Source organism: Vreelandella halophytica (genome assembly GCF_968193635.1).
Window position 1 is genome coordinate 3,197,003 of the sequence record NZ_OZ309107.1, and the last position, 26,025, is coordinate 3,223,027.

At 63.4% G+C, this 26,025-nt stretch carries 21 protein-coding genes; 1 reads left to right on the forward strand and 20 read right to left on the reverse strand.

What is annotated here, in order from left to right:
• Window positions 1-69: 69 nt before the first annotated feature.
• The 6 genes from ACWHXT_RS14750 to rho form a co-directional block, all read right to left on the reverse strand.
• Window positions 70-795, reverse strand: a complete 726-nt coding sequence (locus ACWHXT_RS14750) for an MliC family protein (protein WP_447956389.1) — start codon at window positions 793-795, stop codon at window positions 70-72.
• A 43-nt stretch (window positions 796-838) separates the two neighbouring features.
• Window positions 839-1,345 carry a DUF3087 family protein gene (locus tag ACWHXT_RS14755; protein WP_447956390.1) on the reverse strand — a complete coding sequence of 169 codons (507 nt, stop codon included), beginning with the start codon at window positions 1,343-1,345 and terminating at the stop codon, window positions 839-841.
• Window positions 1,346-1,438: 93 nt separating this feature from the next.
• Window positions 1,439-2,500 carry a 3-deoxy-7-phosphoheptulonate synthase gene (locus ACWHXT_RS14760; protein WP_447927039.1) on the reverse strand — a complete coding sequence of 354 codons (1,062 nt, stop codon included), beginning with the start codon at window positions 2,498-2,500 and terminating at the stop codon, window positions 1,439-1,441.
• 546 nt (window positions 2,501-3,046) lie between these two features.
• A complete protein-coding gene (locus tag ACWHXT_RS14765) occupies window positions 3,047-3,844 on the reverse strand; it encodes an FAD-binding oxidoreductase (RefSeq protein WP_447956391.1) in 798 nt (265 codons plus the stop codon).
• A 31-nt stretch (window positions 3,845-3,875) separates the two neighbouring features.
• On the reverse strand, window positions 3,876-5,369 hold the full coding sequence (gene ubiD, locus ACWHXT_RS14770) for a 4-hydroxy-3-polyprenylbenzoate decarboxylase (RefSeq protein ID WP_447927041.1): 1,494 nt from the start codon (window positions 5,367-5,369) through the stop codon (window positions 3,876-3,878).
• A 33-nt stretch (window positions 5,370-5,402) separates the two neighbouring features.
• Window positions 5,403-6,662 carry a transcription termination factor Rho gene (rho, locus tag ACWHXT_RS14775; protein ID WP_447529945.1) on the reverse strand — a complete coding sequence of 420 codons (1,260 nt, stop codon included), beginning with the start codon at window positions 6,660-6,662 and terminating at the stop codon, window positions 5,403-5,405.
• A gap of 445 nt (window positions 6,663-7,107) precedes the next feature.
• Here rho and ppx point away from each other — a divergent pair, with 445 nt between their 5' ends.
• The gene (gene ppx / locus ACWHXT_RS14780; protein ID WP_447956392.1) at window positions 7,108-8,643 is read left to right on the forward strand and encodes an exopolyphosphatase; all 1,536 of its coding nucleotides are present in this window, start codon (window positions 7,108-7,110) and stop codon (window positions 8,641-8,643) included.
• A gap of 6 nt (window positions 8,644-8,649) precedes the next feature.
• On the opposite strand, the gene tilS is transcribed toward ppx, so the two are convergent.
• The 14 genes from tilS to uppS all read right to left on the reverse strand — a co-directional run bounded on the left by tilS (window position 8,650) and on the right by uppS (window position 25,991).
• Complete coding sequence (gene tilS, locus ACWHXT_RS14785) at window positions 8,650-9,930, reverse strand: tRNA lysidine(34) synthetase TilS (RefSeq protein ID WP_447956393.1); 1,281 nt, start codon at window positions 9,928-9,930, stop codon at window positions 8,650-8,652.
• Window positions 9,911-10,867 carry an acetyl-CoA carboxylase carboxyltransferase subunit alpha gene (locus ACWHXT_RS14790; RefSeq protein WP_447927044.1) on the reverse strand — a complete coding sequence of 319 codons (957 nt, stop codon included), beginning with the start codon at window positions 10,865-10,867 and terminating at the stop codon, window positions 9,911-9,913. The genes tilS and ACWHXT_RS14790 overlap by 20 nt, the downstream gene beginning before the upstream one ends.
• 107 nt (window positions 10,868-10,974) lie before the next feature.
• The gene (gene dnaE / locus ACWHXT_RS14795) at window positions 10,975-14,481 is read right to left on the reverse strand and encodes a DNA polymerase III subunit alpha (RefSeq protein ID WP_447956394.1); all 3,507 of its coding nucleotides are present in this window, start codon (window positions 14,479-14,481) and stop codon (window positions 10,975-10,977) included.
• A 36-nt stretch (window positions 14,482-14,517) separates the two neighbouring features.
• Window positions 14,518-15,138 (reverse strand): ribonuclease HII, encoded by a 621-nt coding sequence (gene rnhB, locus ACWHXT_RS14800; RefSeq protein ID WP_447956395.1) that lies wholly within the window; start codon window positions 15,136-15,138, stop codon window positions 14,518-14,520.
• Window positions 15,119-16,312, reverse strand: a complete 1,194-nt coding sequence (gene lpxB, locus ACWHXT_RS14805; protein ID WP_447956396.1) for a lipid-A-disaccharide synthase — start codon at window positions 16,310-16,312, stop codon at window positions 15,119-15,121. Before lpxB ends, rnhB begins: the two co-directional genes overlap by 20 nt.
• A gap of 58 nt (window positions 16,313-16,370) precedes the next feature.
• A complete protein-coding gene (lpxA, locus tag ACWHXT_RS14810; RefSeq protein WP_447927048.1) occupies window positions 16,371-17,138 on the reverse strand; it encodes an acyl-ACP--UDP-N-acetylglucosamine O-acyltransferase in 768 nt (255 codons plus the stop codon).
• Window positions 17,135-17,578, reverse strand: coding sequence for a 3-hydroxyacyl-ACP dehydratase FabZ (fabZ, locus tag ACWHXT_RS14815; RefSeq protein WP_447529953.1), 444 nt, complete (start codon window positions 17,576-17,578; stop codon window positions 17,135-17,137). The genes lpxA and fabZ overlap by 4 nt, the downstream gene beginning before the upstream one ends.
• A gap of 134 nt (window positions 17,579-17,712) precedes the next feature.
• A complete protein-coding gene (gene lpxD, locus ACWHXT_RS14820) occupies window positions 17,713-18,750 on the reverse strand; it encodes a UDP-3-O-(3-hydroxymyristoyl)glucosamine N-acyltransferase (RefSeq protein ID WP_447956397.1) in 1,038 nt (345 codons plus the stop codon).
• A 50-nt stretch (window positions 18,751-18,800) separates the two neighbouring features.
• Complete coding sequence (locus ACWHXT_RS14825) at window positions 18,801-19,298, reverse strand: OmpH family outer membrane protein (RefSeq protein ID WP_447529955.1); 498 nt, start codon at window positions 19,296-19,298, stop codon at window positions 18,801-18,803.
• Window positions 19,299-19,361: 63 nt separating this feature from the next.
• Window positions 19,362-21,713: an outer membrane protein assembly factor BamA gene (gene bamA / locus ACWHXT_RS14830; protein WP_447956398.1), complete on the reverse strand. Its 2,352-nt coding sequence runs from the start codon at window positions 21,711-21,713 to the stop codon at window positions 19,362-19,364.
• 98 nt (window positions 21,714-21,811) lie between these two features.
• Window positions 21,812-23,170, reverse strand: a complete 1,359-nt coding sequence (rseP, locus tag ACWHXT_RS14835) for an RIP metalloprotease RseP (protein WP_447956399.1) — start codon at window positions 23,168-23,170, stop codon at window positions 21,812-21,814.
• A 19-nt stretch (window positions 23,171-23,189) separates the two neighbouring features.
• The gene (gene ispC, locus ACWHXT_RS14840; protein WP_447956400.1) at window positions 23,190-24,395 is read right to left on the reverse strand and encodes a 1-deoxy-D-xylulose-5-phosphate reductoisomerase; all 1,206 of its coding nucleotides are present in this window, start codon (window positions 24,393-24,395) and stop codon (window positions 23,190-23,192) included.
• A complete protein-coding gene (locus tag ACWHXT_RS14845; protein ID WP_447927053.1) occupies window positions 24,392-25,213 on the reverse strand; it encodes a phosphatidate cytidylyltransferase in 822 nt (273 codons plus the stop codon). Before ACWHXT_RS14845 ends, ispC begins: the two co-directional genes overlap by 4 nt.
• Window positions 25,206-25,991, reverse strand: a complete 786-nt coding sequence (gene uppS, locus ACWHXT_RS14850) for a polyprenyl diphosphate synthase (RefSeq protein WP_447927054.1) — start codon at window positions 25,989-25,991, stop codon at window positions 25,206-25,208. Before uppS ends, ACWHXT_RS14845 begins: the two co-directional genes overlap by 8 nt.
• Window positions 25,992-26,025 lie beyond the last annotated feature (34 nt).

The window sequence follows — 26,025 nt, forward strand, 5'->3', positions numbered from 1 at the left end:
AATTTTTGCCTTGTCTTGTCTTCGCTCGTCGACTTTTCAGACAGACCTTAGCTAACGAAAGGCTCCGCGTTAGTTGGGCGCTATGCCCTGGCCGCACCCGCTATACTGCTCGCCCTGGTAGGTGAGCGTTACCCGGGCCGGAAAGGGTTCGTCACTGACGCGATCGAAACAGGCGCCCGCGTCGATGCGTACTCTGAAGAAAGGTTCGACATCGGCGCTTTCGAGCACCACCCGGCCGGCCTCGTTATCCAGCACGCTGATCATATAAGGGAAGCGCTCGACGGGCTGGTCGGGCCGAGTCGCCAGGCTAATGACCGGTTCGTCGTGGGCAAGCGAGACGCGCCAGGCAGGCTTTTGGCCCTGGCCGAGAAACATCACCCCCGGGTGCTCGGCGCGGGTAAACGCCTGGCGCTGTCCGGCTTTCTGGCACTGAAGCTGGCCGCGCGGGGTTTCGACCAGCGCCTTTTCGCCGCGGTCCCAAACGCTTATTTCGCCATCCTGATAACGTGCGCCGCTGGCAACGACGGCCCGGGGCAGCTGCCAGGCGCCGTGGAGCGACCATAGCCGCAGCGCCTGGTCGTTATCGGCGGCCACCAGGTGCTGGTTGGCCGGCTGGCAGTGCCAAGCGGTGAAGCGCTCGGCGCTACCGGGAAAAAGCGACGACGGCAGCAGCGGCGCGGCGTTTTGCGTCGTCGTCGTCCCCGGCGTCTGACCGCCGGACGGCGCCGCACAGCCGGCAAGCCATAGGCCCAGACAAGCGGCGCCGAGCGCCTTGAGCGGTTTAGAATCGAGCATGAATGTTCCCTGTAACGCTTTTTTTAGTGGAGTTGAGTGAGCACTAGCCGCGCGTAAACGCGCCCAGATCGTGAGGGTCGAAAACCGTCACGCGATCCGGCAGGCCAAGCGCCTGACGGCGCTCGACCACGTGCTCTTTTTGCTGCAAACGCGCGGGATCCGGCTGTTTATCGTTGAGCGCGGCTACCTGATCCACCCCTTCGTGGTAGAAGCTCAAAATATCGAGCGCAGCGCGGTTGTCCTCGTCGACGGCGCGGGTAAGCGAGTCCTGGTAGCCCTGGATGCGCGAAAGATGGTTTTTGAGCTGCCAAACGTAGCTGATCTCGCCCATCCAGGGGCGCTCCTTGAGCCCGGCAAAGAGCGCGCTGGTCGCCAAAAGTCCGAGCACGATCCCTAAACCGTGAGTCCAGATACTGCTGCCCAGCGCCGAGCTCAGCAGCAGTGAAAACAGCATGCCAAAGATGATCAGTTGGCCCACCATCACGACGCTGATCATGCGCGCCTTGCGCCGGTAGCGCTTGGGTTCTTGCTCTTGCAGGGTAAAGGCCATCGCCACCTCCGATTAAATAGCCTCTATCATACGGGGGTGGTCAGGCCTGGCAAGCGCCGGCTGTAAATGCCCGGGGATGCGCAACGCCCTGGATTATTGGCCGGCCAAACGCTGCGCCGCGGTTTTGAGCAGGTGCTCGGTGGTATCCCAGCCGACACAGGCATCGGTCACTGATACGCCGTAGCGCATGGCGCCGGGCTTCAACGCCTGCTTGCCTTCGAACAGGTGGCTTTCGAGCATCAGCGCGACCAAATGGGCATCCCCGGCCTGGCGCTGGTCGAGCACGTCGAGCATCACCTCGCTCTGGCGCCGGTGGTCCTTGCGCGCGTTGGCGTGGCTGCAGTCGACCATGAGCCGCGGGTTCTGCCCTGCTTCCATCAGCCGGGCACTCGCCTGGCGGACGTGATGGGCCTGGTAGTTGGGCTCGCCGTGTCCACCGCGCAGCACGACATGGGTATGGGGGTTGCCCGCGCTTTGCTGCATGACCGGGCGGCCTTTACCGTCCTGGGCGAAGCGCTGATGGGAGTGGGCGGCGGCCTGCATGGCGTCGATGGCCACCTGCAAGTCACCGCTGGTGGCGTTCTTGAAGCCCACCGCGGCGCGCAGGTCACTGGCAAGCTCGCGGTGAAGCTGGGATTCGGTCGTGCGCGCGCCGATCGCCACCCAGCTCAAAAGGTCTTCCAGGTAGGGGGCGAGCATCGGCTGCAAAAGCTCGGTGGCCACGGGCAGCCCGCGACTGGCAACCGCGTGCATCAGCTCGCGGGAGCGGGTCACCCCCCGGGCCATGTCGCCGGTACCGTCCAAATCCGGGTCGTAGGCCAGGCCTTTCCAGCCCACGGTGGTGCGGGGTTTTTCGACGTAGACACGCATCACCGGCAGAATCTGCTCGCTGACCTCCTCGCTCAGTGCCGCAAGGCGGTCGGCGTACTCCAGCGCCGCGTCCGGGTCGTGGATCGAGCAGGGCCCGACCACGACCAGAAGGCGCGAGTCCTCGCCGGTCAGAATGCGCTGGACAGCCTGGCGCTGCCCATCGAGCTGACGGCTCAGGGCGGCATCGACGTGCACCCGGCTCAAAAGCTCATCGGGCAGGGGGAGCGGCTGTGGGTTCTGGGGCTCGGCGCTGCTTAGGGACTGGGCGGAGCGGGTCGCACTCATCAAAGCACTCATGGCGTTAACTCTCATTCATCAAAGGACATCGGATACTCGTCGTGCCACCCACAGGGGCCCGGCCGGAGGTGGCTACCTGTACCGACCGCGCGCCGCTAAATCGCCAGCTATAGCCGTAACCCATCAACGAGGCAGCAAAAGCGTTGGCATAAGCGGTCATGGTCGAACTCCTTGATGAACGTGTCGTGAATTCCACATCGGGTGGTGGGTAAAACGCGCTTCAAAACGCAAAAACCCCGGCGGGGTTACCAGCCGGGGTTTCAAACGTCGGCAGGCAACCCAGAAGGTATGCCTGCGGGGTTGGCCTAAGCGCCAGCCCGAGGCATACCGGGGCTAAACCAATAAACGCCATAACCAAACGCGCAGGCGAAAGCCGCCGCCAGGGGCGTGGCCAGTGTCGCTTTGCTGTTTCGTAAATGGATCATGGGTTTATCCGGTTGAAAGGCCGATAAGCGTTATGGGCTTATCCTGCCTGCATTGCGTAAAAATAACAACTCTACCGCTCGCCCCTCAAAGGCGGACTATAGAAGTTGGCTATTTGGCCGGGCGCGGCGCGTAGGCGAAGACGTCCGAGTAAAGCCTGTCCGGCACTGCGCCGTGGGCTTCTAATACGTCCACGCAGGCGTAGACCATGCCCGGTGAGCCGGACAGGTACACATCGCACTCGCCCACTGCCACGGGCGTACCTTCGATGGCAAGCGTGGGCAAGGCGCGCTCCAACACGTCGGTGATGCGCCCCTGGTAGTGGGCGATGCGCGGGCTGTCCGCCAGCGGCTGATCCAATTCGAGCTCGGTAACCGCGTGAAAGTGCACGTTGTCAAAGCGCGCCGCCCACTCGCTGGCCAGATACTCGGCGTAGAGGTCGCGATGTTCCCGCGCCGCCCACCAGATGAACACGGGCCGGGCCGGCTGCTCTTCGAGCACCGCTTCGACGATCGCCTTCATCTGCGCAAAGCCGGTACCGGCGGCGATCAACAAAAGCGGACGGTGGCTTTGACTATCCAGCACGCTCTCGCCGCCGGGCATGCGAATGGTGAGCTCGCCGGAAAGGGTGAGAAGCTCGCGCAGCCTGACGGAATTATCGCGCTCCGGGCGATGCTGAATGTGCAGCTCGATGACACCGTCGCCGCGCCCATGGCTTGCGATGGAAAACGGCACCCAGGTCGTGTCATCGAGCTTGAGCTCGAGATACTGGCCGGGCAGGTGATTGATCGCCTGGGGGTCGCCCTTGAGCGTCACCCCGAGCACGTCAGAACTCAACTCTTTGATATCGGTAATCCGACAGGTAATCGTCTGACGCCCTGACGTTTGATGTAGCGCCCTTGTGCTCATGAAAGCCTCTTTAAAAAAACTGCGTACTTGGCTAGCCGTGGCGCGAAGCCGGACGCTCGATACCGATGCCCAGCGATTCCCAGCGCTCGTCGACCCGGGCTTTCACCGCCTCGTCCATGACGATGGGCGTGCCCCACTCACGATCGGTTTCGCCAGGCCACTTGTTGGTGGCATCGAGCCCCATTTTGGAACCAAGCCCTGAAACCGGCGAAGCGAAATCCAGGTAGTCGATCGGCGTATTTTCCACCATCACGGTGTCCCTGGCCGGGTCCATGCGCGTGGTGATCGCCCACATCACGTCTTCCCAGTTGCGCGCGTCCACGTCGTCGTCGAGCACGATCACGAACTTGGTGTACATGAACTGGCGCAAAAAGCTCCATACCCCCATCATCACGCGCTTGGCGTGGCCGGGATACTGCTTTTTCATGGTCACCACGGCCATCCGGTAAGAGCACCCTTCCGGCGGCAGGTAGAAATCGACGATCTCGGGAAACTGCTTATTGAGAATGGGCACGAAGACTTCGTTGAGCGCCACGCCGAGAATCGCCGGTTCGTCCGGCGGACGACCCGTATAGGTCGAGTGATAGATCGCGTCGCGGCGACGGGTCATGCGCGTCACGGTAAACACCGGGAAGTGATCCACCTCGTTGTAGTAGCCGGTGTGATCCCCATAGGGGCCTTCCGGGGCCATGTCATCCGGGTAGATGAAGCCTTCCAGAATGATCTCCGCGGACGCCGGCACTTCTAAATCCGCGTGATGACAGGCCACGAGCTCGGTACGCGAGCCTCTCAAGAGCCCGGCGAAGGCGTACTCGGAAAGTGAGTCCGGAATGGGGGTCACCGCGCCCAGAATGGTCGCCGGGTCGGCGCCGAGGGCAACGGCCACGGGAAAAGGCTCGCCGGGGTGTTCTTTCTGGAACTCCTGAAAGTCCAGCGCCCCGCCGCGGTGAGAGAGCCAGCGCATGATCAGCCGGTTCTTGCCGATTTTTTGCTGGCGGTAAATCCCCAGGTTCTGGCGCTTTTTGTGCGGGCCTTTCGTGATGACCAGCGGCCAGGTCACGAGCGGAGCGGCGTCGCCGGGCCAGCAGTGCTGAATCGGAAGCGCGTCGAGGTTGACGTCCTCGCCTTCGAACACGACTTCCTGCACCGGGGCGCGTTTGACGGTTTTCGGCCCCATGCTCAGCACCTGCTTGAAGATCGGCAGCTTCTCCCAGGCGTCTCTCAAGCCCTTGGGCGGGTCCGGCTCTTTCAAAAATGCGAGAAGCTTACCGACTTCGCGAAGTGCCGCGACGGACTCCTGGCCCATGCCCAGCGCCACCCGCTCGGGCGTGCCGAACAGGTTGCCCAGAAGCGGCATGTCGTGGCCCTTCACGTTCTCGAACAGCAGGGCCGGGCCGCCGGCGCGCAGGGTCCGATCGCAAATCTCGGTGATCTCGAGGTAAGGGTCTACCTCCACCTGGATTCGCTTAAGCTCACCGCGCTCCTCGAGGGCTTTGATGAAATCGCGCAAGTCGTTATATTTCAAAACCTTTCCCCGTGGTCGTGATCGCCCGCCGTGTTAACGGCGCTTCATCGCCTCGAAAAACTCAAGATTGGTCTTGGTATCTTTCAAGCGATCGATCAAAAATTCCGTGGCGGCGGTATCTTCCATCGGGTTCAAGAGCTTGCGCAAAATCCACATACGCTGCATTTCGTCTTCCGAGGCCAGAAGGTCCTCGCGGCGGGTGCCGCTGCGGCGGATGTTGATCGCCGGGAAAACGCGCTTTTCCGCCAGTTTGCGGTCCAGGTGCGCTTCCATGTTGCCGGTACCCTTGAACTCCTCGAAGATCACTTCGTCCATTTTGGAGCCGGTGTCGACCAGCGCCGTGGCGATGATCGTAAGGCTTCCGCCCTCTTCGATGTTACGCGCCGCACCGAAGAAGCGCTTGGGCTTTTCAAGGGCGTGGGCATCGACACCACCGGTGAGTACCTTGCCAGAGCTGGGTACCACGGTGTTGTAGGCGCGCGCCAGGCGGGTGATGGAGTCGAGCAGAATCACCACGTCCTTTTTGTGCTCGACCAGGCGCTTGGCCTTTTCGATGACCATCTCGGCGACCTGCACGTGGCGGGCCGGCGGCTCATCGAAGGTCGAGGCGACCACTTCGCCGCGCACGGTGCGCGACATTTCGGTCACCTCCTCCGGGCGCTCGTCGATCAGCAGCACGATCAGATGACACTCGGGGCTGTTGCGCGTAATGGACGTCGCGATGTTTTGCAGCATCAACGTCTTACCCGCCTTGGGCGGCGACACCAAAAGCCCCCGCTGGCCCTTACCGATCGGCGCGGTCAAATCGAGGATACGCGCGGTCAGATCTTCCGTGGAGCCGTTGCCGATCTCCAGGGGGAGCCGGTCATTGGGAAACAGCGGCGTCAGGTTCTCGAAGAGAATCTTGTGCTTGGCGTTTTCCGGACGGTCGAAGTTGATCTGGCTGACCTTCAACAGCGCGAAGTAGCGCTCACCCTCTTTCGGCGGACGAATTTTGCCGGAGATCGAGTCGCCCTTGCGCAGATTGAAACGACGAATCTGTGACGGCGACACGTAGATGTCGTCCGGCCCGGCGAGATACGAGCTGTCGGCGCTGCGCAGAAAGCCAAAGCCATCCTGGAGAATTTCCAGCACACCGTCGCCGTAGATATCCTCACCGCTTTTAGCGTGCTTTTTGAGGATAGCGAAGATGATGTCCTGCTTGCGCGAACGAGCCAGGTTGTCGATCCCCATTTCGCGGGCGATTTCGAGCAGCTCGGGAACGGATTTTTGCTTGAGTTCAGTGAGATTCATCGGAGTGTTAGAAAATTGCTCATGAAAGCCAGGCGCCGAGCGCCGGGAATAAGACAGGAGGCGTTTTGAGTCCGCCCAGTGGTGCGTTCAGGTCCCGCTAGACGAGTTGAGCGACGCCGCCCCGCCATACTGAAAGCGCAGGTGCTGCTCGACTCGAAGGTGCTTGGAATCTGCTTATTTTGATCTACTCAAGGAGTGAGCAGAATCAACGGGTTCTGACGACTTGGAATCAGGCCAGTTAGACGTTCCAGGCTGACGTTTCGAAACAACGGCTTCTGCGTCAACGTTCGTTAGGTCAATGTTCGTTAGAAAGTGCCAACGAACCACCCTGGATCAGGCCAGTAGCTCGATGGTAGTCAAGCAACGGGCTAAACGCAAGCCCCTGGCAATTGACAACGGCCTATTGGCGACGCAACCTTGGCATAGCCCACTGGAAGGAACGCTCATGCTCAAGGATCTCTCGCTCTCGGACGTCGACCCGGCCCCGGCCTCGGACAGTACCGAACCGGCGCGTCTGGCCGCCATCGACCTGGGGTCGAATAGCTTCCACCTTCTAGTGGCCAACTACGCCAACGAGCGCCTTCAGGTGGTCGCGCGCCTGGGTGAAAAGGTGCAGCTAGCCGCCGGGCTCGATGAGAGCGGCTATCTGAGCGAACCCGCTATGCAGCGCGCCCTCGAGTGCCTGGCGCGCTTTGCGCCGTTTTTGAACGATATCGACCCGGCCAATATGCGCGTGGTGGGCACCAACGCCCTGCGCGATGCCCACAACAGCCAGGATTTCATCGAACAGGCCGAAGCCCAGCTGGGCTACCCGATCGAGATCATCGCCGGGCGCGAAGAGGCGCGGCTGATCTATCTGGGCGCGGCCCACGCGCTGGCCGAGAGCGGCCGGCGGCTGATCGTCGATATCGGCGGCGGCTCGACGGAGCTGATTATCGGCGAGGCCTTCGAGCCCAAAGCACTCGAGAGCCTGCGCATGGGCTGCGTGACCTACTCGAGCCGCTACTTTCCCGATGGCGAGCTCAGCGAGAAGCGCATGCGCCGCGCCGAGCTTGCCGCGCTTTCCGAGCTTGCCAACATCCAGCGCCCTTACCAGCGCCTGGGCTGGGCCGACCCGGTAGGCTCCAGCGGCACCATCAAGGCCGCCGCCAGCGTGCTCTTTGCCTACGGCGATACGCCTCAGGAAGGCCTGATTACCCGGGCGGGGCTCAAGAAACTGCGCGAGCGGCTGATCAAATGCAAAAGCCTCGACAAGGTCGCCCTCGACGGCCTCAAGGAGGACCGCGCCCGGGTGTTCCCGGCGGGCGTGGCGATTTTGGGTGCGATCTTCGAGGCGTTCGACCTCAAGGAGATGCGCTTTGCCGACGGGGCGCTTCGCGAAGGCGTGCTGTTCGACATGGCCGGGCGCAACGACGCCGAGGACACCCGCGCCAAAACCCTGACCAATCTGCAGCGCATTTACGATGTGGATACCCGCCAGGCCGGCAACGTGGCGCTGACCGCCAGGCGGCTGTTCGACCAGGTCAAGCGCGCCTGGCGGCTCTCCGATGAGCAGAGCCACTTTTTGCAGTGGGCGTGTCTGGTGCACGAAATAGGGCTTGCGATCTCCCACAGCCAGTTTCACCGCCACGGCGCCTACTTGCTGGAGCACTCGGATTTGGCCGGTTTCTCGCGCCCGGAGCAGCAACTTCTGGCCCACCTGGTGCGCGCCCATCGGCGTAAGTTTCCGGTCAAGGAGTGGCAAAACCTGCCCGCAGCCCAGCGCGATGCCAATGCCAAGTTGGCGCGGCTTCTGCGTCTGGCGGTGCTGATCAACCACTCCCGCCCGGAAGAGGCGCCCACCGCGCCGAACCTGAGCGCCAGCGAACAGACGCTGACCCTCACCCTGCCGGCAAGCGACGAACCGACGCTTTTGAGCACCGATTTAGAGCAGGAGCAGGCCTACATGCAGGCGGCGGGGTTTGCGCTAAAGCTGGTGTAAAAGCGCTCAAACGCCGCGAAGCGCGGCGTCCCGGGCTTCGAACAGCACCTGGCCGGCCTCACTCAAAGCGCCCAGGCAGCGCTCGCCGCTCATCACCACGATCACCCGCGGGCGCTGCCAGGGCGGCACTCCCGCCTCCTGCAGCAGTCGCTTGAGATCGCGCCGCCCACGCCGGGCCAGATCGATCACCTCACCGCCCTTGCGAAAGCGCAGCGTCACCGCCTGTAGCGGGTTCAGCGTCACGCTCAATGGCCCCAGGGGTGTCGCAACGCCCGCCTCGCCGTTCCACTCCACCTGCCACTCGGGCAGCGCGCCCAGCGGCGCCATGAGATAAAGCCGCCCCCGCCATAACCGCGCCTCGGCGCCGGGCCAGCTCACCTGCACGCGGGCATCCGCCGCCGCCCTTAGCTGGCTCAAAAGACTCATCAAACGCGCCCTGGGCGGGGTGGGAAGCTCGAGCGACTGACAGAGCGTGCGGATCAAAAGTCGCTGGCGGGCCGGCGAATAGGCGCCGAGCGCGGTGGCGTCGACGCATCCGGGTCCGCAGGTGATACGGGCCAGATCCTCGGCGGCGTACTCGCTTAACAGCGTGTCGGCCTCGGCGGCCAGCGCCGCGCTTTGGGCAAGCGCGGCTGGCGCCTGCCAACGCTGCGCCAGGGCGGGCATCACGGTGTGGCGCAGCCGGTTACGGTCGAGCGCGATATCCTCGTTGGTCGGGTCATCGCACCACTGAAGGCCAAGCGTCTGGGCGGCCGCCTCGAAATCGCTGCGCGCCGTATCAAGCCAGGGGCGCAAAAGCGTGCGCCCCTGCCACTGGCGCACGTAAGGCATACCCGCCAGACCGCGCACGCCGCTGCCGCGAAGCGCGGCCAGCAGAAAGGTTTCGGCCTGGTCGTTTTGGTGCTGGGCAAGCCACAGCGTATCCCCCGGAGGCACGTGCGCGGCGAACGCCTGGTAGCGCGCTCGCCGCGCGGCGGCCTCGACCCCGTCGCCCTGAACATCGACGTGGACGGTGGCCACGCTAAGCGCCACCTCAAGGGTATGGCACAGGGCCTGGCAGTGCGCCTCGAAGCCGGCGGCACCGGGCTGTAAGCCGTGGTTGACGTGCAGGGCGTGAAGGGTTCGGCCGGTCTGGCGGCATACCCTGGCGGCCAGGGTGAGCAGTAGCGTGGAGTCCAGCCCGCCGGAGAGCGCCACCCAAATAGAGCGCCCCGGCGCTGTATGCGCCAGGGCGTCGGTCAACAGCCGTTCGAGCGAATCCGAGGGCTTATGCGGTGGGCGCGCCATAGCTCATCAGGCGATCATAACGGCGCTCCAACAGCGCGTCGGTATCCATGCGCTTGAGCCGGTCGAGGCTTTCGCCCAGGGTCTGCTTGACGCGCTCGGCGGTGGTTTGCGGGTGACGGTGAGCGCCGCCCAGCGGCTCCTTGATCAGCTCGTCGACGAAGCCAAGCTCTTTCAAGCGCTCGGCGGTGATGCCCATGGCCTGGGCGGCCTCGGACGCCTTGTCGGCGCTTTTCCACAAAATGGAGGCGCAGCCTTCCGGCGAGATCACCGAGTAGGTCGAGTACTGCAGCATGTGCAGCTCGTCGCACACGCCGATGGCCAGCGCCCCGCCGGAGCCACCCTCGCCCACCACGGTCGAGATGATCGGGGTTTTCAGCCGCGACATGACCGCCAGGTTATAGGCGATGGCCTCGGATTGGCCCCGCTCCTCGGCGTCGATACCGGGGTAGGCGCCGGGGGTGTCGATGAAGGTCAGCACCGGCATTTTGAAGCGCTCGGCCATTTCCATCAGGCGACAAGCCTTGCGGTAGCCCTCCGGGCGCGGCATACCGAAGTTGCGGCGCACCTTCTCTTTGACGTCGCGCCCTTTCTGATGACCGATCACCATCACCGGGGCGTCGTCGAGGCGCGCCACGCCGCCCACCAGGGCCGCGTCGTCGGCGAAGTTACGGTCGCCGTGCAGCTCGTCGAAATCGGTGAAGATCGAGGCGAAGTAGTCCAGCGGATAGGGGCGCTGGGGGTGGCGCGAAATCTGGGATACCTGCCAGGGCGTCAAATCCTTGAAGATCGACTCGGTCAACTTGCGGCTTTTCTCTTCGAGCCGGGTAATTTCGTCGGACAGGTTGACCTGGTTGTCGGAGCTTACCAAGCGCAGCTCCTCAATTTTCGCCTGAAGCTCTGCTATGGGCTGTTCAAAATCGAGATAGTTGGGGTTCATCGGCTCTGCCTGTAAGCTGCCTGTAAAAAAACAAGCCTGATTAAAAACGTCGTCAAACGTGCATTATCGCACCCTAACCGGCGCGCGCAAGGCGCACCGGTCAAACGCTACTTGTAGCGCAGCTGAATACCGACCTGGCCTTCGACGTCGCGAAGGGTTTGCAACAGGTCGTCGCTGGGGGTCACGCTCCAGCTTTCGTCGAGTGCCAGCCACCCGGTAGCATCCGCGTGGCGGTAGTGAAGGTGTATCGGAAGCCCGGCCTCGTCGCGGTACGGGGTTAGACAATCGCGCAGGCTCTCGACCAGCCGGCCGTTGATCTGCGCGGCGTCCAGGGCGATCTCCACGCCTTGCCCGTAGCGCAGCCGCGCCGCCACCATGGGCGTGACCTCCTTGCCGCGTAGCTTGAGCCCGCCGGAGAAGTCGTCGCTCGACACGTCGCCTTCGACGATCAGCACCTGGCCGTCGAGGCTCTGGCCTCTAAGCTGCTCGAACAATTCGCCAAAGATCGAGGCTTCGATGCGTCCGGTACGGTCGTCCAGGGTGACGAACGCCATGGTGTCGCCGCGCTTGGACTTCATGGTGCGCATGGCGACCACCAGCCCGGCGACCCGCTGGGGCTCCCAGGAGGGCTTGAGCTCGCTGATGCGCGTGGAGACGAAGCGCTTGAGCTCCCGCTCGTACTCGTCGATCGGGTGACCGGTGAGATAAAGGCCGAGGGTGTCCTTTTCGCCGGCCAGTCGCTCACGATCGGACCACTCCCGGGCGTGGCGGTACTCCAGGTAGACATCGCTCTCCTGCTCTTCCTCCACCGCGAACGCCTCGCCGAACATGTCCATCATGCCCAGATTCTGGTTGGCGTGGTTCTGGGCCGCCGCCTTCAAGGCGTCTTCCATGGCCGCAAACAGCACCGCCCGGTTGGGGCCGAGATTATCCAAGGCGCCTGAGCGAATCAACGCCTCCAGGGTGCGCTTGTTCATCCGCTTGGCGTCGATGCGCCGGCAGAAATCGAACAGATCCTTGAACGGGCCGTCCGTCTCGCGGGCCTCGACGATGGCGCCGATGGGGCCTTCGCCGACGCCGCGAATCGCACCCAGCCCGTAAACCACCCGGGCCTCGATATCCACGGTGAACTTGTAGCCGCCCACGTTGACGTCCGGCGGGGTCACGGTGAGCTTTAAGTTGCGACACTCCTCGATCAAGGGAACGACCTTGTCGAGGTTGTCCATCTCGGTGGAGAGCACCGCGGCCATGAACGGCCCCGGGTAGTGGGCCTTGAGCCATGCAGTTTGGTAGGAGACCAGCGCGTAGGCCGCCGAGTGCGACTTGTTGAAGCCGTAACCGGCGAATTTTTCTACCAGGTCGAAGATGTTACCCGCCAGGTCCTTGTCGATGCCGTTGGCCGCGCACCCTTCCATGAAGCCGGCGCGCTGCTTGGCCATCTCTTCGGGCTTTTTCTTACCCATCGCCCGGCGCAGCATGTCCGCCTGGCCCAGGCTGTACCCCGCCATGACCTGGGCGATCTGCATGACCTGTTCCTGGTACAGGATGATGCCGTAGGTCGGCGAAAGCACCGGTTTCAACAGCTCGTGCTGGTAATCCGGGTGTGGATAAGATACTTCGGCGCGGCCGTGTTTGCGGTTGATGAAGTCGTCCACCATGCCGGACTGCAGCGGGCCCGGGCGGAAAAGCGCCACCAAAGCGATCATGTCGTCGAGTGAGTCCGGCAGCAGGCGCTTGATCAGCTCCTTCATGCCGCGGGATTCGAGCTGGAACACCGCGGTGGTCTCGGCGCGCTTGAGCATTTCAAACGTCTTGCCATCGTCGAGCGGGATGGCGTCGATGTTGAGCGAGCCCTGGCCTGCGGCGTCGCGCACCTTGTCGACCATCTCCAGCGCCCAGTCGATGATCGTAAGCGTACGCAGACCCAAAAAGTCGAACTTGACCAGCCCCGCCTCTTCGATGTCGTTCTTGTCGAACTGCACCACCAGCCCCGAGCCGTCCTCGTCGCACAGAAGCGGCGAGAAGTCGGTCAGCTTGGTCGGGGCGATGACCACGCCGCCGGCGTGCTTGCCGGTACCGCGGGTGGTGCCCTCGAGCTTGAGCGCCATCTCCCAGATCTCTTCGGCCTCGTCGTCGTTCTCGATAAACTCCTTGAGCGCCGGCTCCTGCTCGATCGCCTTGCCAAGCGTCATGCCCACTTCAAAGGGAATCAGTTTGGAGAGCTTGTCGCCGAGTGAGTAGGGCCGCCCCTGGGCACGGGCCACGTCGCGCACCACGGCCTTGGCGGCCATGGTGCCGAAGGTGACGATCTGGGACACCGCGTTACGCCCGTAACGATCCGCCACGTAGTCGATGACCCGGTCGCGCTTTTCCATGCAAAAGTCGACGTCGAAGTCGGGCATCGAGACCCGCTCCGGGTTCAAGAAGCGCTCGAACAGCAGATCGTAACCAATCGGGTCGAGATCGGTGATCTTCTGGGCGTAGGCCACCAAGGAGCCGGCGCCGGAGCCACGCCCCGGGCCCACCGGCACGTCGTTGTCCTTGGCCCACTGGATGAAGTCCATCACGATCAGAAAGTAGCCGGGAAAGCCCATCTGGATGATGATCTCGAGCTCGAAGTCGAGCCGCTCCCGGTAGCGCTGGTCGATCTCCTTGTACTCGTCGCTGTCCCGCGGGTAGCGCTCAGCGGGAAACAGAAAATCGAGACGCTCGGTCAGGCCGTCGTGGGAGACCTTTCTAAAGAACTCGTCCTGGGTCATGCCCTCGGGGATGCCGAACTCCGGCAGAAAGATTTCGCCCAGGCGCACATCGACGCTGCAGCGCCGGGCGATCATCACGCTGTTCTCCAGCGCCTCGGGAATATCCGAGAAGAGCTCGGCCATCTCCTCCGGGGTTTTCAGGTACTGCTCTTGTGAGTAGCGGCGCTCGCGGCGCGGATCATCGAGCGCCTTGCCCTCACCGATCGCCACCCGGGTTTCGTGGGCCCAAAAGTCGTCGCGCTCCAGAAAACGTACGTCGTTGGTGGCCACCACCGGCGTGCCGGTTTCCACGGCAAGCTTCACGCTTGCATGCACGCAGGCCTCTTCCAGCGCGCGCCCGGTACGCACGAGCTCCAGGTAGAAGCGGTCGGGGAACGCCGCCTGCCACTGCTCCAAAAGCGCCTTCGCTTCACGCTCGTGCTCGCTCAAAAGGTGACGGCCAATCTCGCCCTCGCGTGCCCCGGAAAGCGCGATCAGCCCGTCGCTTTGCTCGAGCACCCACTGCTTGTCCAGAATCGCGCGGCCCTGGCGCTGGCCGTCGCTCCAGCCTTTGGAGATCAGCTCGGTCAGGTTGCGATAACCCACGTCGTTCATCGCCAAAAGCGTAATGCGGTAAGGGTGCGCCGTATCATGAGGGTTCGCCAGCCACAGGTCAGAGCCGATGATCGGCTTGAGCCCTGCGCCCTGGGCGGCCTTGTAGAACTTCACCAGGCCGAACAGGTTCGCCTCGTCGGTCAAGGCCAGCGCCGGCATGGCGCGGCTTTCAGTCGTGCTGACCAGCGATTTCAGCTTCACCAGGCCGTCGACCAGGGAGTATTCGCTGTGCAAACGCAGATGAACGAAGGGAGACGTCATAGGACTTTCACCACTGGATAAATAAATGGGCCGTCGTCAGGCCAGCGCTAGCTGACGCTTGACCGGCGCAAAGCTTACGCGATGTTCACTCAGCGGGCCGTGCGCCGCCAGCGCCGCGAGGTGCTCTTTGGTCGGGTAGCCCTTGTGGCGGGCGAAACCATAGGCAGGGTGGCGCGCATCGAGCGCCACCATCTGGGCGTCCCGGGCCACCTTGGCCAGAATCGAGGCCGCGGCAATCGCCGGGTGGCGGGCATCGCCCTTGACGACGGCCTGGCCGGGAAGCGCGTGGCCGGGTAAACGATTGCCGTCCACCAGCAAATACTCTGCTTGCGGGGCGAGGCCGTCAATCGCCCGACGCATGGCCAGGTGCGTGGCGTGAAAAATATTGAGTGTATCCACCTCCGAAGCGCTCGCCTCGGCCACGCAGTAAGCCAGCGCCTGGGCTCGAATCTGCGCATCCAGCGCTTCGCGTTTGGCCGCACTCAACGTCTTCGAGTCGTTGAGCCCATCAATAGGCGCTGCCGGGTCGAGCATGACCGCCGCGGCGACGACGCTGCCCACCAGCGGGCCGCGCCCGACCTCGTCCACACCGGCCAGGTACGCGCCGGCGTAGGGAATCTGTAAAGGCGGGTACTCTTTAGGTGTCTTGATGGCCATACGCCTCCTCGGAATCCTTGGGTAGCGGGCGGCCTTCGGCGACCGCCTCGACGGCCAGCGCCGCGCGAACGCTCGCCCCGCGTTGAAGCGCGGCGTGCATGCTGGCAAAGCGCGCCTCCAGCGCCTGGCGGGAAGCGTCATCCTCCAGCAGCGCATTCAGCGCGTCGACAATCGCCTCCGGCGTGGCGGCGTCCTGAACGAGCTCTTCCACCAGCGCCTGCTGGGCGATCAGGTTGGGCAGCGAGATCCAGCGCGTCTTGACCAGCCGCCTGGCAAGCCAATGAGTGGCCGGAGCCATCTTGTAGGCCACCAGCATCGCCCGGTGACAAAGCATCGCCTCGAGTGCGGCGGTCCCGGAGGTCAGCAGCACCAGGTTGCTGGCCACCATGGCCTCGCGGGCGCGGCCTTGAATGAGCGTGACCGTGGCCGCGAGCGCCGGGGTTTGGCGTAAAAGCGCCTCGAGCTCCTCGTAGCGCTGCGCGGTGGCGGCGGGAATGACCACACAAAGCGCTGGATGGCGCTCCTTGAGCCGAGTCACCGCCTCGAGAAAGGTCTCACCCATGAAGCGGATTTCGTTGCCCCGGGAGCCGGGCAGCACCGCCAAGAGGGGGCCGTCCTCGGGAAGCCCGAGCGCCTGGCGGGCGGCGGTGCGGTCGTTTTGAAGCGCCATTTCGTCGGCCAGCGGGTGGCCGACGAAAGCGACCGGCACCTGGTGACGTTGATAGAACGCCGCCTCGAAAGGCAGAAACGTCAGCATGGCGTCCACGGCGCGGGCGATCTTTTTGACCCGGCCCTGGCGCCAGGCCCATACCGAGGGGCTGACGTAGTGGGCGGTCTTGATGCCCGCGCGGCGCAGCTTGAGCTCGAGGCCGGTATTGAAGTCCGGCGCGTCGATGCCGATCATGATGTCCGGCTGCCACTCACACGCCTCAACAAAGAGCGTGCGGCGAACGCGAACGAGTTCGGGCAGGTGCTTGACCACCTCGACCAGCCCCATGACCGAGAGGGTTTCCAGCGGAAAGCGGCTCTGCATGCCCTCGGCCTGCATATTGGGTCCACCGATACCACGAAACTCGACGCCTGGGTGGCGCGCGCGCAGCGCGCGCATCAGCCCGGCGCCCAGCTGGTCGCCCGAGAGCTCGCCGGCGACAAGGTATACACGCGCTAAGGCCATGCTCATCTTCCTGTGGCGTTGGTGGTCACGCCGTGGCAGAGCGTCACCCGGTTCTGATCTAGCGGACGATACCGCGCGTGGAGCGCTCGATCGAGTCGGCGAAGTGCGTGACCTCGGGGATATCGAAGCGCGTGCGCATTTCTTCGAGGGCCTGCTCGACGGTCATTCCCTGACGGTAGACCAGCTTGTAGGAGGCGGTCAGCGCACTGATCGCCTCGCGGCTGAAGCCGCGGCGTTTGAGCCCCACCAGGTTGAGGCCGCGCGCCTCGGCCGGATTACCGTTGATCATCATGTAGCAGGGCGTGTCCTTGGTGATGATCGAGCCGCCGCCGGCCATGGCGTAGTCGCCAAAGTGGCAGAACTGATGGACCGCCGAGAGCCCGCCCAGAATCGCGAAGTTGCCGACGGTCACGTGGCCGGCCAGGGTCACCTGGTTGGCAAGAATACAGTCGTCGCCGATCAGGCAGTCGTGGCCGACGTGGACGTAGGCCATGAACAGATTGCGCGAACCGATGGTGGTTTCGCCGCGATCCTGCACGGTGCCGCGATGCAGCGTCACGCCTTCGCGCACGACGTTGTCATCGCCCATCACCAGGCGGGTGGGTTCGCCGGCGTACTTCTTGTCCTGGCACTCCTCACCCACGGAGGCGAACTGGAAAATACGCGTGCGCTTACCAAGCCTGGTGGGGCCCTTGACCACCACGTGGGGGCCGATCACCGAGCCCTCGTCGATTTCGACATCGGGGCCGATCACGCTGAACGGGCCGACCTCGACGTCGTCGGCAAGGCGGGCCGTTGGGTCGACCAGTGCGGTAGGATGTATCAAGTTACCTTCCTCTCGGCACAGATGATTTCCCCTGCGCAGGCAAGCTCGCCGTCCACCGTGGCTTCGCAGGCAAACTTCCAGATACCGCGTTTGCCACGAATCACGTTCGCCTCCAGACGCAGCTGGTCGCCGGGCATGACCGGGCGCTTGAAGCGCACGTTGTCGCTGCCCACGAGGTAGTACACGTAGCCGTCGGCGGGCAGTTTGTTGACGGTTTTGAAGCCCAAAATGCCGCAGGCCTGGGCCAGTGCTTCGATCACCAGCACGCCGGGCATGATCGGGTGATGGGGGAAGTGCCCATTGAAGAAGGGCTCGTTGATGCTGACGTTCTTGTACGCCACGATGGATTCGCCCACAGTTAACTGCGTCACTCGATCCACCAGCAAGAACGGGTAGCGGTGAGGCAAGTATTCGCGAATTTCGTTAATATCCATAACCATCGTAACGACCTCAAAAAAGACAAAAAACCTGACAGCGAATCAGGTAAATGCCAGCGTCGACGCTGGCAAAAGGTGGCGAATTATACCCCCGCAGCCGGGTGAAGGGCCACCTGGCGCGAACCTAAAACGCGCCTCTAGTCATCGCGGCGTACTTTTTCCAACTTGTTCAGCCGCTTGGCGATCTCGTCGAGCTGTTTGAAACGCACGGCGTTCTTGCGCCACTGGGTGTTGTTCATCGCCCCGGTGCCGGAGGAGTAAACGCCCGGCTCTAGAATGGAGTTGGTCACCAGGCTCATGCCGGTGACCTGGACGCCGTCGCAGATCGTCAGGTGCCCGGAGAGCCCGACCCCGCCGCCCAGCATGCAGTGCTTGCCGACCTGGGTGGAGCCGGCAATACCCACGCAGCCCGCCAGCGCGCTGTGATCGCCGATGCTCACGTTGTGGGCGATCTGCACCTGGCTGTCGATTTTGACGTCGCGGCCGATCAACGTATCGCCCAGTGCGCCGCGGTCGATACTCGAGCAACTGCCGACTTCCACGTCGTCGCCGAGCACGACCCCGCCCAGCTGGGCGATCTTGTGCCAGCCCGCGCCGTCGTGGGCAAAACCGAAGCCGTCGCCGCCAATCACGCAGCCGCTTTGCAGGATCACCCGCTTGCCGATCACGCAGCCGTGGCAAACGGTGACGTTGGCGTGAAGGCGCGAGCCCTCACCGATCGTGGTGTCCGCGCCGATCATGCTGCCGGCGCCGACCACCACCCGCGCGCCCAGCGTGACGCCGGACTCGATCACCGCGTTGGCCTGAATCGAGACGTCTTCGCCCAGCACGACGTCGTCGGCGACCACCGCGGTTGGGTGAATACCGATCGTGTCACGCGCTTTCACGGGGTCGAACAGTTGGGAGACTTTGGCGTAGGCCAGGTACGGGTTGTCGATCTCGAGGCGAGGCACCGGGCAGTTTTTGCCGTGCTCGGGGTGAAGCAGCACCGCCGCTGCCCGGGTGGTCGTCAGATCCTTGAGATAGGCGCGGTTGGCCAAAAAAGCGATCTGGTCGGGCTCGGCTTCCTTGAGCGTTGCCAATCCGCGAATCGGCTGGTCAGCGTCGCCGTCGTAGGCGATGTCCAGGTGGCGAGCGATATCAGCCAGCGTGATGGTGTGAGAAGCGTGCGTCATGGGAGCCCACAATTGCGCGGGTGCGACAGCGCCGCACCCCATCGATTAGTTTATAGCGAGTCGAAAATCTGCGTAACTTCGTTGGTAACGTTGGGCAGATCCGTCGAGGAGTGCAGTACCCCCTGGGGCTCCACCAGCACATCGATGTTATGACGCGCCAGTACCTGCTCGACGGCTTGCTCGAGTTTGGACTCGGCGCTTTCCAGAAACTGCTGTTCGGAGTTTTGCTGGGCCTGCAGCACGTCGCGGCGCAGCTGCTCGAAGCGGCTGCCCTTCTGCTGAAGCTCGGCAATCAGCGATTCGCGCTGGGCCTGGCCCATGGTCTCGCCTTCGTTTTGCAGGCGCTGCTGAAGCTGCTGGAGCTCGTTGCCCAGGCCCTGGGCTTCGCGCTGTTGGCTACCGATTTGACCTTCCAGCTGGCTCAGCGAGGTTTGTGCGGACTGCGTGTTCATCAGCGCAGCGCGCCAATCGAGTACCGCCACCTCGGAGGCAAAAGCGGGAAGCGCCATGCTCCCGAGAAGACATACCGCGGCCGTCAATTTACGCATGCTAACTCCTTTTCTTAAGCTGACGCGGGTCAGGCCGGCAAGCGCCGGCCGACCATGGGCGTATTAGAACGTTTGGCCCAACGAGAACTGGAAGAACTGCGTGTCGTCGCCGCTTTCATCGTTGAGCGGCTTGGCCACGCTGAAGGTAAGCGGCCCAACCGGCGTTAGCCAGGCAAGGCCCACACCCGCGCTGTAGCGTAGATCGCCCAGGTCGACACCAGAGCTGCAGCGCTGGCGTCCGGCGTCTTCGTCCAATACATCGTAGCAAGAGTCCAGGAAGGTGTTACCCGCATCCACGAACAGCGACGGCTGAATCGAGCGCTGATCTTCGACGAAGGGCAGCGGGAAGAGTATCTCGGCGCTGCCTTCCATCAATACGTTACCGCCAAGCGTCCGGTCACGGCCGCCTTCGCGAGCCGGCGTGGTGCGCTGGCCCAGGGTGTTGGAGGTGTAGCCACGCACCGAGCCCAAACCGCCGGCGTAGAAGTTTTCATAGAACGGGAACGGGTCGTTGGTTCCCAGCGTATCGGCGTAGCCCAAATTACCGGTGAACTTCAGCGCCCAGGTTTGCTCTTCGTTGACCGGGAAGAGCTGCTGCGCGCGGGCGCGAGCCTTGTAGTACTGGGCGTCGCTGCCCGGCACGCCGGCTTCCACCGACAGGCGCTGGTAGTTACCCGCGGTCGGCATGACGCCACGGTTCAAGTTGTTGCGGGTCCAGCTGGCGGTGAGCTTCAGGCTTTGGGCATCCTTACCCTCCTCTTCCACGTAGCGGCGGATTTCCGAGGCGGTATCGAAGTAGGTCTTGACCGTCAGGTCTTCGATGCTGGCGCCGAAGTTGAGCCGCGAAAGCTCGCTGATCGGGTAGCCGAAGTTGATACCCGCGCCGTAAGCGTCGGTGGAGAACGTCGAAATGTCGGAGTCGGCGTAGTCGGTCTCGCGGTAGAAAACGTTATAGCCCCGCGAGATACCGTCCAGCGTCCAGTAGGGGTCGGTGAAGGCGAAGTTGACACTGGTGAAGGTATCGCTTCGCTGAGCGCCGATGTTGACCCGGTTACCGGTACCCAGGAAGTTGTTCTGCGCCAGGCCCACGCCGTAGATGATACCGGCGCTTTGCGAGAAGCCCACGCTTGCCGACACCGAGCCCGAGGGCTGCTCTTCGACGTTATAGGTCACGTCCAGAAGGTCGGGCTGGCCGGGCACCGGCTGGGTGTCGACCTCGACCTGGCTGAAAAAGCCGAGCCGCTCGAGGCGCTGGCGGGACTGAGTGATCGAGTCGGTGGAGGCCGGCGCGCCCTCCATCTGGGTCATCTCGCGGCGCAGCACTTCGTCCTGGGTGGTGGTGTTACCGTAAAATTCGATACGCCGAACGTAGGCGCGCTGGCCCGGATCGACGGCGATCACCAGGTCCACGCTATCGCCGCTGCCGGTTTGCTCAGGCACGCCCTGCACCTCGGCAAAGGCGAAGCCTTCGGCGCCCAGGCGGCTTCGCAGCGCCTCGGTCGAGGCGTTGATCTGCCCGCGGGAGAAGACGTCGCCGCTTTCCACTTCCAGCAGCTGACGCGCTTCGCTTTCGCTGATTTGCAGATCACCGGCAAAGCGGATGTCACCGACGCGAAACTGCTCGCCTTCATCCACGTTCAGGGTGATGTAGATGTCGGTTTGTTCCGGGCCGATGGAGACCTGGGTCGAGGTCACGTCGAAATTGATGTAGCCGCGGTCCAGGTAGAACGAGCGCAGCCGCTCGATATCGCCGGCCAGCGCCTCGCGGGAGTATTCGTCGTTGGAGAACCAGCCAAAGATGCGTCCGGGGCGGTCTTCGAGCTCGAACACGCTGCGCAACGTCTCGTCGTCGAAGTCGTCGTTACCGACGATGTTGATTTGGCGGATGGTCGCAACGTCGCCTTCGTTGACGTTGATGTTGACCTGAACGCGACCTTCGTCGATCTCCTGAACGTCGGTGCTGATGCTCGCACTGTAACGTCCCTGGGACTGATAGACGCCTTCGAGCTCGCGCTGGATCTCTTCGAGTGTCGAGAGCTGCAGCACCTGGCCTTCGGAAAGGCCGGACTGGCGCAAGCCTCGGCGCAGGTCGTCATCGGCGATTTCGCTGTTGCCGGTAATGTTCAAACGCGCGATGGTCGGGCGCTCGACGACCTGGATGACGAGGACGTCACCTTCCCGGGCAAGCGATACGTCTTCGAAAAGGCCGGTAGCGAACAGATTACGCGCCGCCTCCGCCAGCTCCTGCTCGCTGACGTTGTCGTTGGCGCTGACGGGAAAGGCATTGAAGACCGAGGCGGCAGATACGCGCTGCAGCCCTTCTACACGAATGTCCGAAACGTCAAAGGATTGTGCCTGGGCGCTACCCGCCGCCGCCAGCAGGAGTGCCGCCATTCCAAGGGTCTTGATTTTCATGCAGTCAGTTCGCTCGCGTTGGTCTGCCGGTTATTAAACAGGCACCATATACATTTGTGCAGGCGGATGACAAGGCATCTTAGGCGCTACACGCGTCATTACCAAAGGCGCATCAGATCGAAGTAGAGCGCCATTACCATCAGCGTCCCTACCATGGCGAGTCCGATACGCAGCCCCACCGCCTGGGCTTTTTCCGAAACCGGGCGTCCGCGCACGATTTCGATGAAGTAGTAAAGTAAGTGCCCACCATCGAGTACCGGAATAGGCAGAAGGTTCAAAACACCGAGGCTGATGGAAAGGTACGCTAAAAAGCCCAGGAACGCTTCCACCCCCGCCCGAGCGGAATCGCCGGAGATTTGCGCGATGGTGATCGGCCCGGACAGGTTGGACGGCGAAATGAGTCCCACCAGCATCTTGCGAATCGCATCCAGGGTTAACATGATCATTCCGCCGGTGCGCGAAAACGCCTGCCCCACTGCCTCGACGGGACCAAAACGGATCTCGCGCGTGAGCTCTTCGGGCCAATCGATCTGCTCTACCCCTGCGCCAATGTACCCAACCTCGGCGCCGTTCTCCAGTGGTTTGCGCGCCGGTGTCAGCGACAACGCTGCCGGCTCCCCGTCGCGCTCATAGCGTATTTCCAGCGTCTGACCGGCGCTTTCGCGAATGATCGACACAAAAGCCATCCAGTCGGCGATGGGCTCACCGTCGATGGCGATCATCCGATCCCCGGGTTCGAGCCCGGCAACGGCTGCGGCTTCACCGTCGAGCACCGGGCCGAGCACCGCCGGTACGTCCGGGCGCCAGGGGGCGAAGCCTAAACTCTGCAGCGGCTGAGGCGGGTCCTGACGGGCGAGGTAGCGAGTCACCGGCAGAGCGTAGGTGCGCGGTGCGCTGGCGTCGTTGTCTCGTGCCTCGATGGCGAGCTCGCCGCTGTAGCCGATCAGCGAAACGAGCTTTAGGTTGATATCTTCCCAGGAACGCATGGGGTCGTTCTGGACCGCCGTGATCTCCGCGCCTTCGGGGAGGCCGGCTTCAAAAGCGGGCGAGCCCTCGACCACGTCGCCGACGATCGGCATGACCGTGGTCGTACCGGCCACGAACAGCGCCCAGTAGGCCACCAAAGCGAGCAGGAAATTGGCGATCGGCCCGGCGGCGACGATCGCGATACGCGCCCAGACGCTTTTACGGTTAAAGGCCTGGTCGAGCTGGTCCTGGGGTACCGGCGCTTCGCGCTCGTCGAGCATCTTGACATAGCCACCCAGCGGAATGGCGGCCACGGCGAACTCGGTGCCGTGACGATCCGTCTTCGACCAGAAGGGCTTGCCAAAGCCGACCGAGAAGCGCAGCACCTTGACGCCGCAGCGCCTGGCGACCCAAAAATGACCGAACTCGTGGAAGGTGACCAGCACCCCCAGCACGACGATAACCGCTAAAACGTTCTGAACAAGCCCCACACGCTACTCCTTGGTGATCTCACGCCTCGCGGGTATCCGCGGTTTCGAGCAAGTGTCTTGCTTGCTCCCGCGCCCACTGGTCCGCCGCCAAAATTTGCTCGACGGTGTCCGCGCGGTGCGCGTGCGGCGAGGCCATGACGCCTTCCACCAGCTCGGCAATGGCGCCAAAGCGAAGGCGGCCGTCGAGAAAGGCCTCTACCGCGACTTCGTTGGCCGCGTTCAGCACCGCCGGTGCAGCGCCGCCGCGCTGCATGGCTTCCCGGGCAAGACGCAGGCAGGGAAAGCGGGTTTCGTCCGGCGCCTCGAAATCGAGCCGCGCCACCTGGAAAAGATCGAGCGTTTCCACGCCGGCCTCGATACGCTCGGGCCAGGCAAGCCCATAGGCAATGGGCGTGCGCATATCCGGGTTGCCCAGCTGGGCAATCACCGAGCCGTCGCTGTAAGCCGCCATGGAGTGAATCACGCTTTGTGGGTGCACCACCACCTGAATCTGCTCGGGGGTGGCGTCGAACAGCCAGCACGCCTCGATCAGCTCGAGGCCCTTGTTCATTAGCGTGGCGCTGTCGACCGAGATCTTGCGCCCCATCGACCAGTTGGGGTGCGCGCAGGCCTGCTCCGGGGTCGCCGCCATGATAGCGGCGCTCTCCCACTGGCGAAACGGCCCGCCGGAGGCAGTCAGCAAAAGCTTTCGCACACCAAAGCGTTCGAGCCCGCCGCGGTGCTCCACCGGCAGGCACTGATAGATCGCGTTGTGTTCGGAGTCGATCGGCAGGAGCGTGGCACCGGAGCGCGCCACGGCGTCCATGAAGAGCGCGCCGCTCATCACCAGCGCCTCCTTGTTGGCAAGCAAGATACGCTTACCCGCTTCAGCGGCGGCCAGGGCCGGCAAAAGCCCCGCCGCGCCAACGATCGCCGCCATCACCGTGTCCACTCGGGCGTCCCGGGCGACGGCGCACAGCGCCTGCTCGCCAAAACTCACCTGCGTGGTAAGCCCGGCCCCTTCGAGAGCGGCCTCGAGCCAGGCGGCGTCTTCGGCGGTGTCGAGTACCGCAGCCTGTGGGTGGTGCACCTTGCACTGCTCGAAAAGCGCCTCTTTCGAGGTGTGGGCGGTTAGCGCGTGGACGCGATAGCGCGCCGGATGGCGGGCGATCACGTCCAGCGTGTTTTTACCGATCGAGCCGGTCGAGCCCAGCACCGTGATGCGTTGCGGATTGGCTGAGCTCATAGCGCGGTGACCTGAACGCTAAGCACTTCCACGTAGAGAAGCGCGAACAACGGAACCGCCGCGGTCAGGCTATCGATGCGATCGAGCACGCCCCCGTGGCCGGGCAGCAAATTGCTCGAGTCCTTGATGTCGCGAAAGCGCTTGAGCATGCTTTCCAATAGATCACCCAGCACCGACACGAAGGTCACCAGCGCCGTCATCGCAATCAAGATGAGGCCGCCGGTCACGCCCATCGGCTGCCAAAAAGCAAAGCCGAGCGCCAGAATAGCGGTGGCGGTCAGCGCCCCGAAGACACCTTCCCAGGTTTTGCCCGGGCTGACCCGGGGAGCCAGTTTGCGCTTGCCAAAGCGCCGCCCGGCGAAGTAGGCCCCGATATCGGCGCCCCACACCAGCAGCAGTACGAACAGTAGCCACACCGCGCCGCTTTCACGCAACACGTTGAAGCCCACCCAGCACGGCAGCAGCACCCAAAGGCCCATGGCCAGCCGCCAGGTGGTACTTTGCCACTGCTGGCGCTTCTCCGGGTAGTGGGCCACCCAGTAGAAGTTGACCGCCCAGCCAAGCGCGGCGACCCACAAGGGCCAGGCGGCAAAGGCCGCCCCGCCTAACCACATGGCCGCCATGAACAGCGCCGTCAACGCCACCAGCTTGAGGCGTTTTGAGCGGCGGGTAACGCCGGCCAGATTGGTCCACTCCCAGGCGCCCAGCAGTACGATGAGCGCGGTGAAAAGCGCAAAGGCGCCGCCTTGTAATCCAAACAGGCCGATCAGCGTCAGAGGCGCCAACCAGGCTGCGGTGATGATCCGCTGTCTAAGCACCTTGCGCCTCTATTTGTTCATCGGTCATGCCAAAGCGTCGGCGCCGCGAGAAAAACTCGTCAAGGGCGCTGTCGAACGCCGCGGCACCGAAGTCCGGCCAAAACAAGGGGGAGAAGTAGAGCTCGGCGTAGGCAAGCTGCCAGAGCAAAAAGTTGGAGAGCCGTTGCTCGCCGCTGGTGCGAATACACAGATCCACCGGCGGCACATCACAGGTATTCATCGCCTGACCGAGGCGCGTTTCGTCGATTTCGCTTGGCTCGAGGGTACCCGCCGCCACCTGTTCGGCAAGCGCGCGGCTGGCCCGGGCGATGTCCCAGTGGCCGCCGTAGTTGGCGGCGATCACCAGGTGCATGCCGGTGTTGCTCTCGGTCAGCGTCTCGGCGCGCTGAATATGTTTTTGTATGGCCTGGGAAAAGCCCTGCTGCTCGCCGATCACCGAAAGCCTTATATTGCGCTCGTGAAGCTTTTTGACCTCGCGCTTGAGCGCCATCAAAAAGAGCTCCATCAGCGCATTGACCTCCGCCGCCGGACGCTTCCAGTTTTCGCTGGAGAACGCGAACAGGCTCAGGGTCTTGATGCCGCGTTCGGCGGCGCGCTGGATCACCGCGCGCACGGCTTCTACGCCGGCACGGTGACCGCGTACGCCGGAAAGCCCCCGGGCGCGTGCCCAGCGGTTGTTACCATCCATGATAATAGCGATATGCAACGGGCTCGACTCCCCGGCGTGAGAAGGCAGCGCGTCGCACGGCGCCTGGGTCGGAAACTGCGGCGACGTCATGAGTTCTCGCACCAACGTTCAGTCATAAATAAGC

Bases quoted from the DNA above. Each gene is read 5' to 3' on its own strand.
- ACWHXT_RS14750 (WP_447956389.1), bottom strand. From the start codon at position 795: ATGCTCGATTCTAAACCGCTCAAGGCGCTCGGCGCCGCTTGTCTGGGC.
- ACWHXT_RS14755 (WP_447956390.1), bottom strand. From the start codon at position 1,345: ATGGCCTTTACCCTGCAAGAGCAAGAACCCAAGCGCTACCGGCGCAAG.
- ACWHXT_RS14760 (WP_447927039.1), bottom strand. From the start codon at position 2,500: ATGAGTGCGACCCGCTCCGCCCAGTCCCTAAGCAGCGCCGAGCCCCAG.
- ACWHXT_RS14765 (WP_447956391.1), bottom strand. From the start codon at position 3,844: ATGAGCACAAGGGCGCTACATCAAACGTCAGGGCGTCAGACGATTACC.
- rho (WP_447529945.1), bottom strand. From the start codon at position 6,662: ATGAATCTCACTGAACTCAAGCAAAAATCCGTTCCCGAGCTGCTCGAA.
- ppx (WP_447956392.1), top strand. From the start codon at position 7,108: ATGCTCAAGGATCTCTCGCTCTCGGACGTCGACCCGGCCCCGGCCTCG.
- tilS (WP_447956393.1), bottom strand. From the start codon at position 9,930: ATGGCGCGCCCACCGCATAAGCCCTCGGATTCGCTCGAACGGCTGTTG.
- ACWHXT_RS14790 (WP_447927044.1), bottom strand. From the start codon at position 10,867: ATGAACCCCAACTATCTCGATTTTGAACAGCCCATAGCAGAGCTTCAG.
- dnaE (WP_447956394.1), bottom strand. From the start codon at position 14,481: ATGACGTCTCCCTTCGTTCATCTGCGTTTGCACAGCGAATACTCCCTG.
- rnhB (WP_447956395.1), bottom strand. From the start codon at position 15,138: ATGGCCATCAAGACACCTAAAGAGTACCCGCCTTTACAGATTCCCTAC.
- lpxB (WP_447956396.1), bottom strand. From the start codon at position 16,312: ATGGCCTTAGCGCGTGTATACCTTGTCGCCGGCGAGCTCTCGGGCGAC.
- fabZ (WP_447529953.1), bottom strand. From the start codon at position 17,578: ATGGTTATGGATATTAACGAAATTCGCGAATACTTGCCTCACCGCTAC.
- lpxD (WP_447956397.1), bottom strand. From the start codon at position 18,750: ATGACGCACGCTTCTCACACCATCACGCTGGCTGATATCGCTCGCCAC.
- ACWHXT_RS14825 (WP_447529955.1), bottom strand. From the start codon at position 19,298: ATGCGTAAATTGACGGCCGCGGTATGTCTTCTCGGGAGCATGGCGCTT.
- bamA (WP_447956398.1), bottom strand. From the start codon at position 21,713: ATGAAAATCAAGACCCTTGGAATGGCGGCACTCCTGCTGGCGGCGGCG.
- ispC (WP_447956400.1), bottom strand. From the start codon at position 24,395: ATGAGCTCAGCCAATCCGCAACGCATCACGGTGCTGGGCTCGACCGGC.
- uppS (WP_447927054.1), bottom strand. From the start codon at position 25,991: ATGACGTCGCCGCAGTTTCCGACCCAGGCGCCGTGCGACGCGCTGCCT.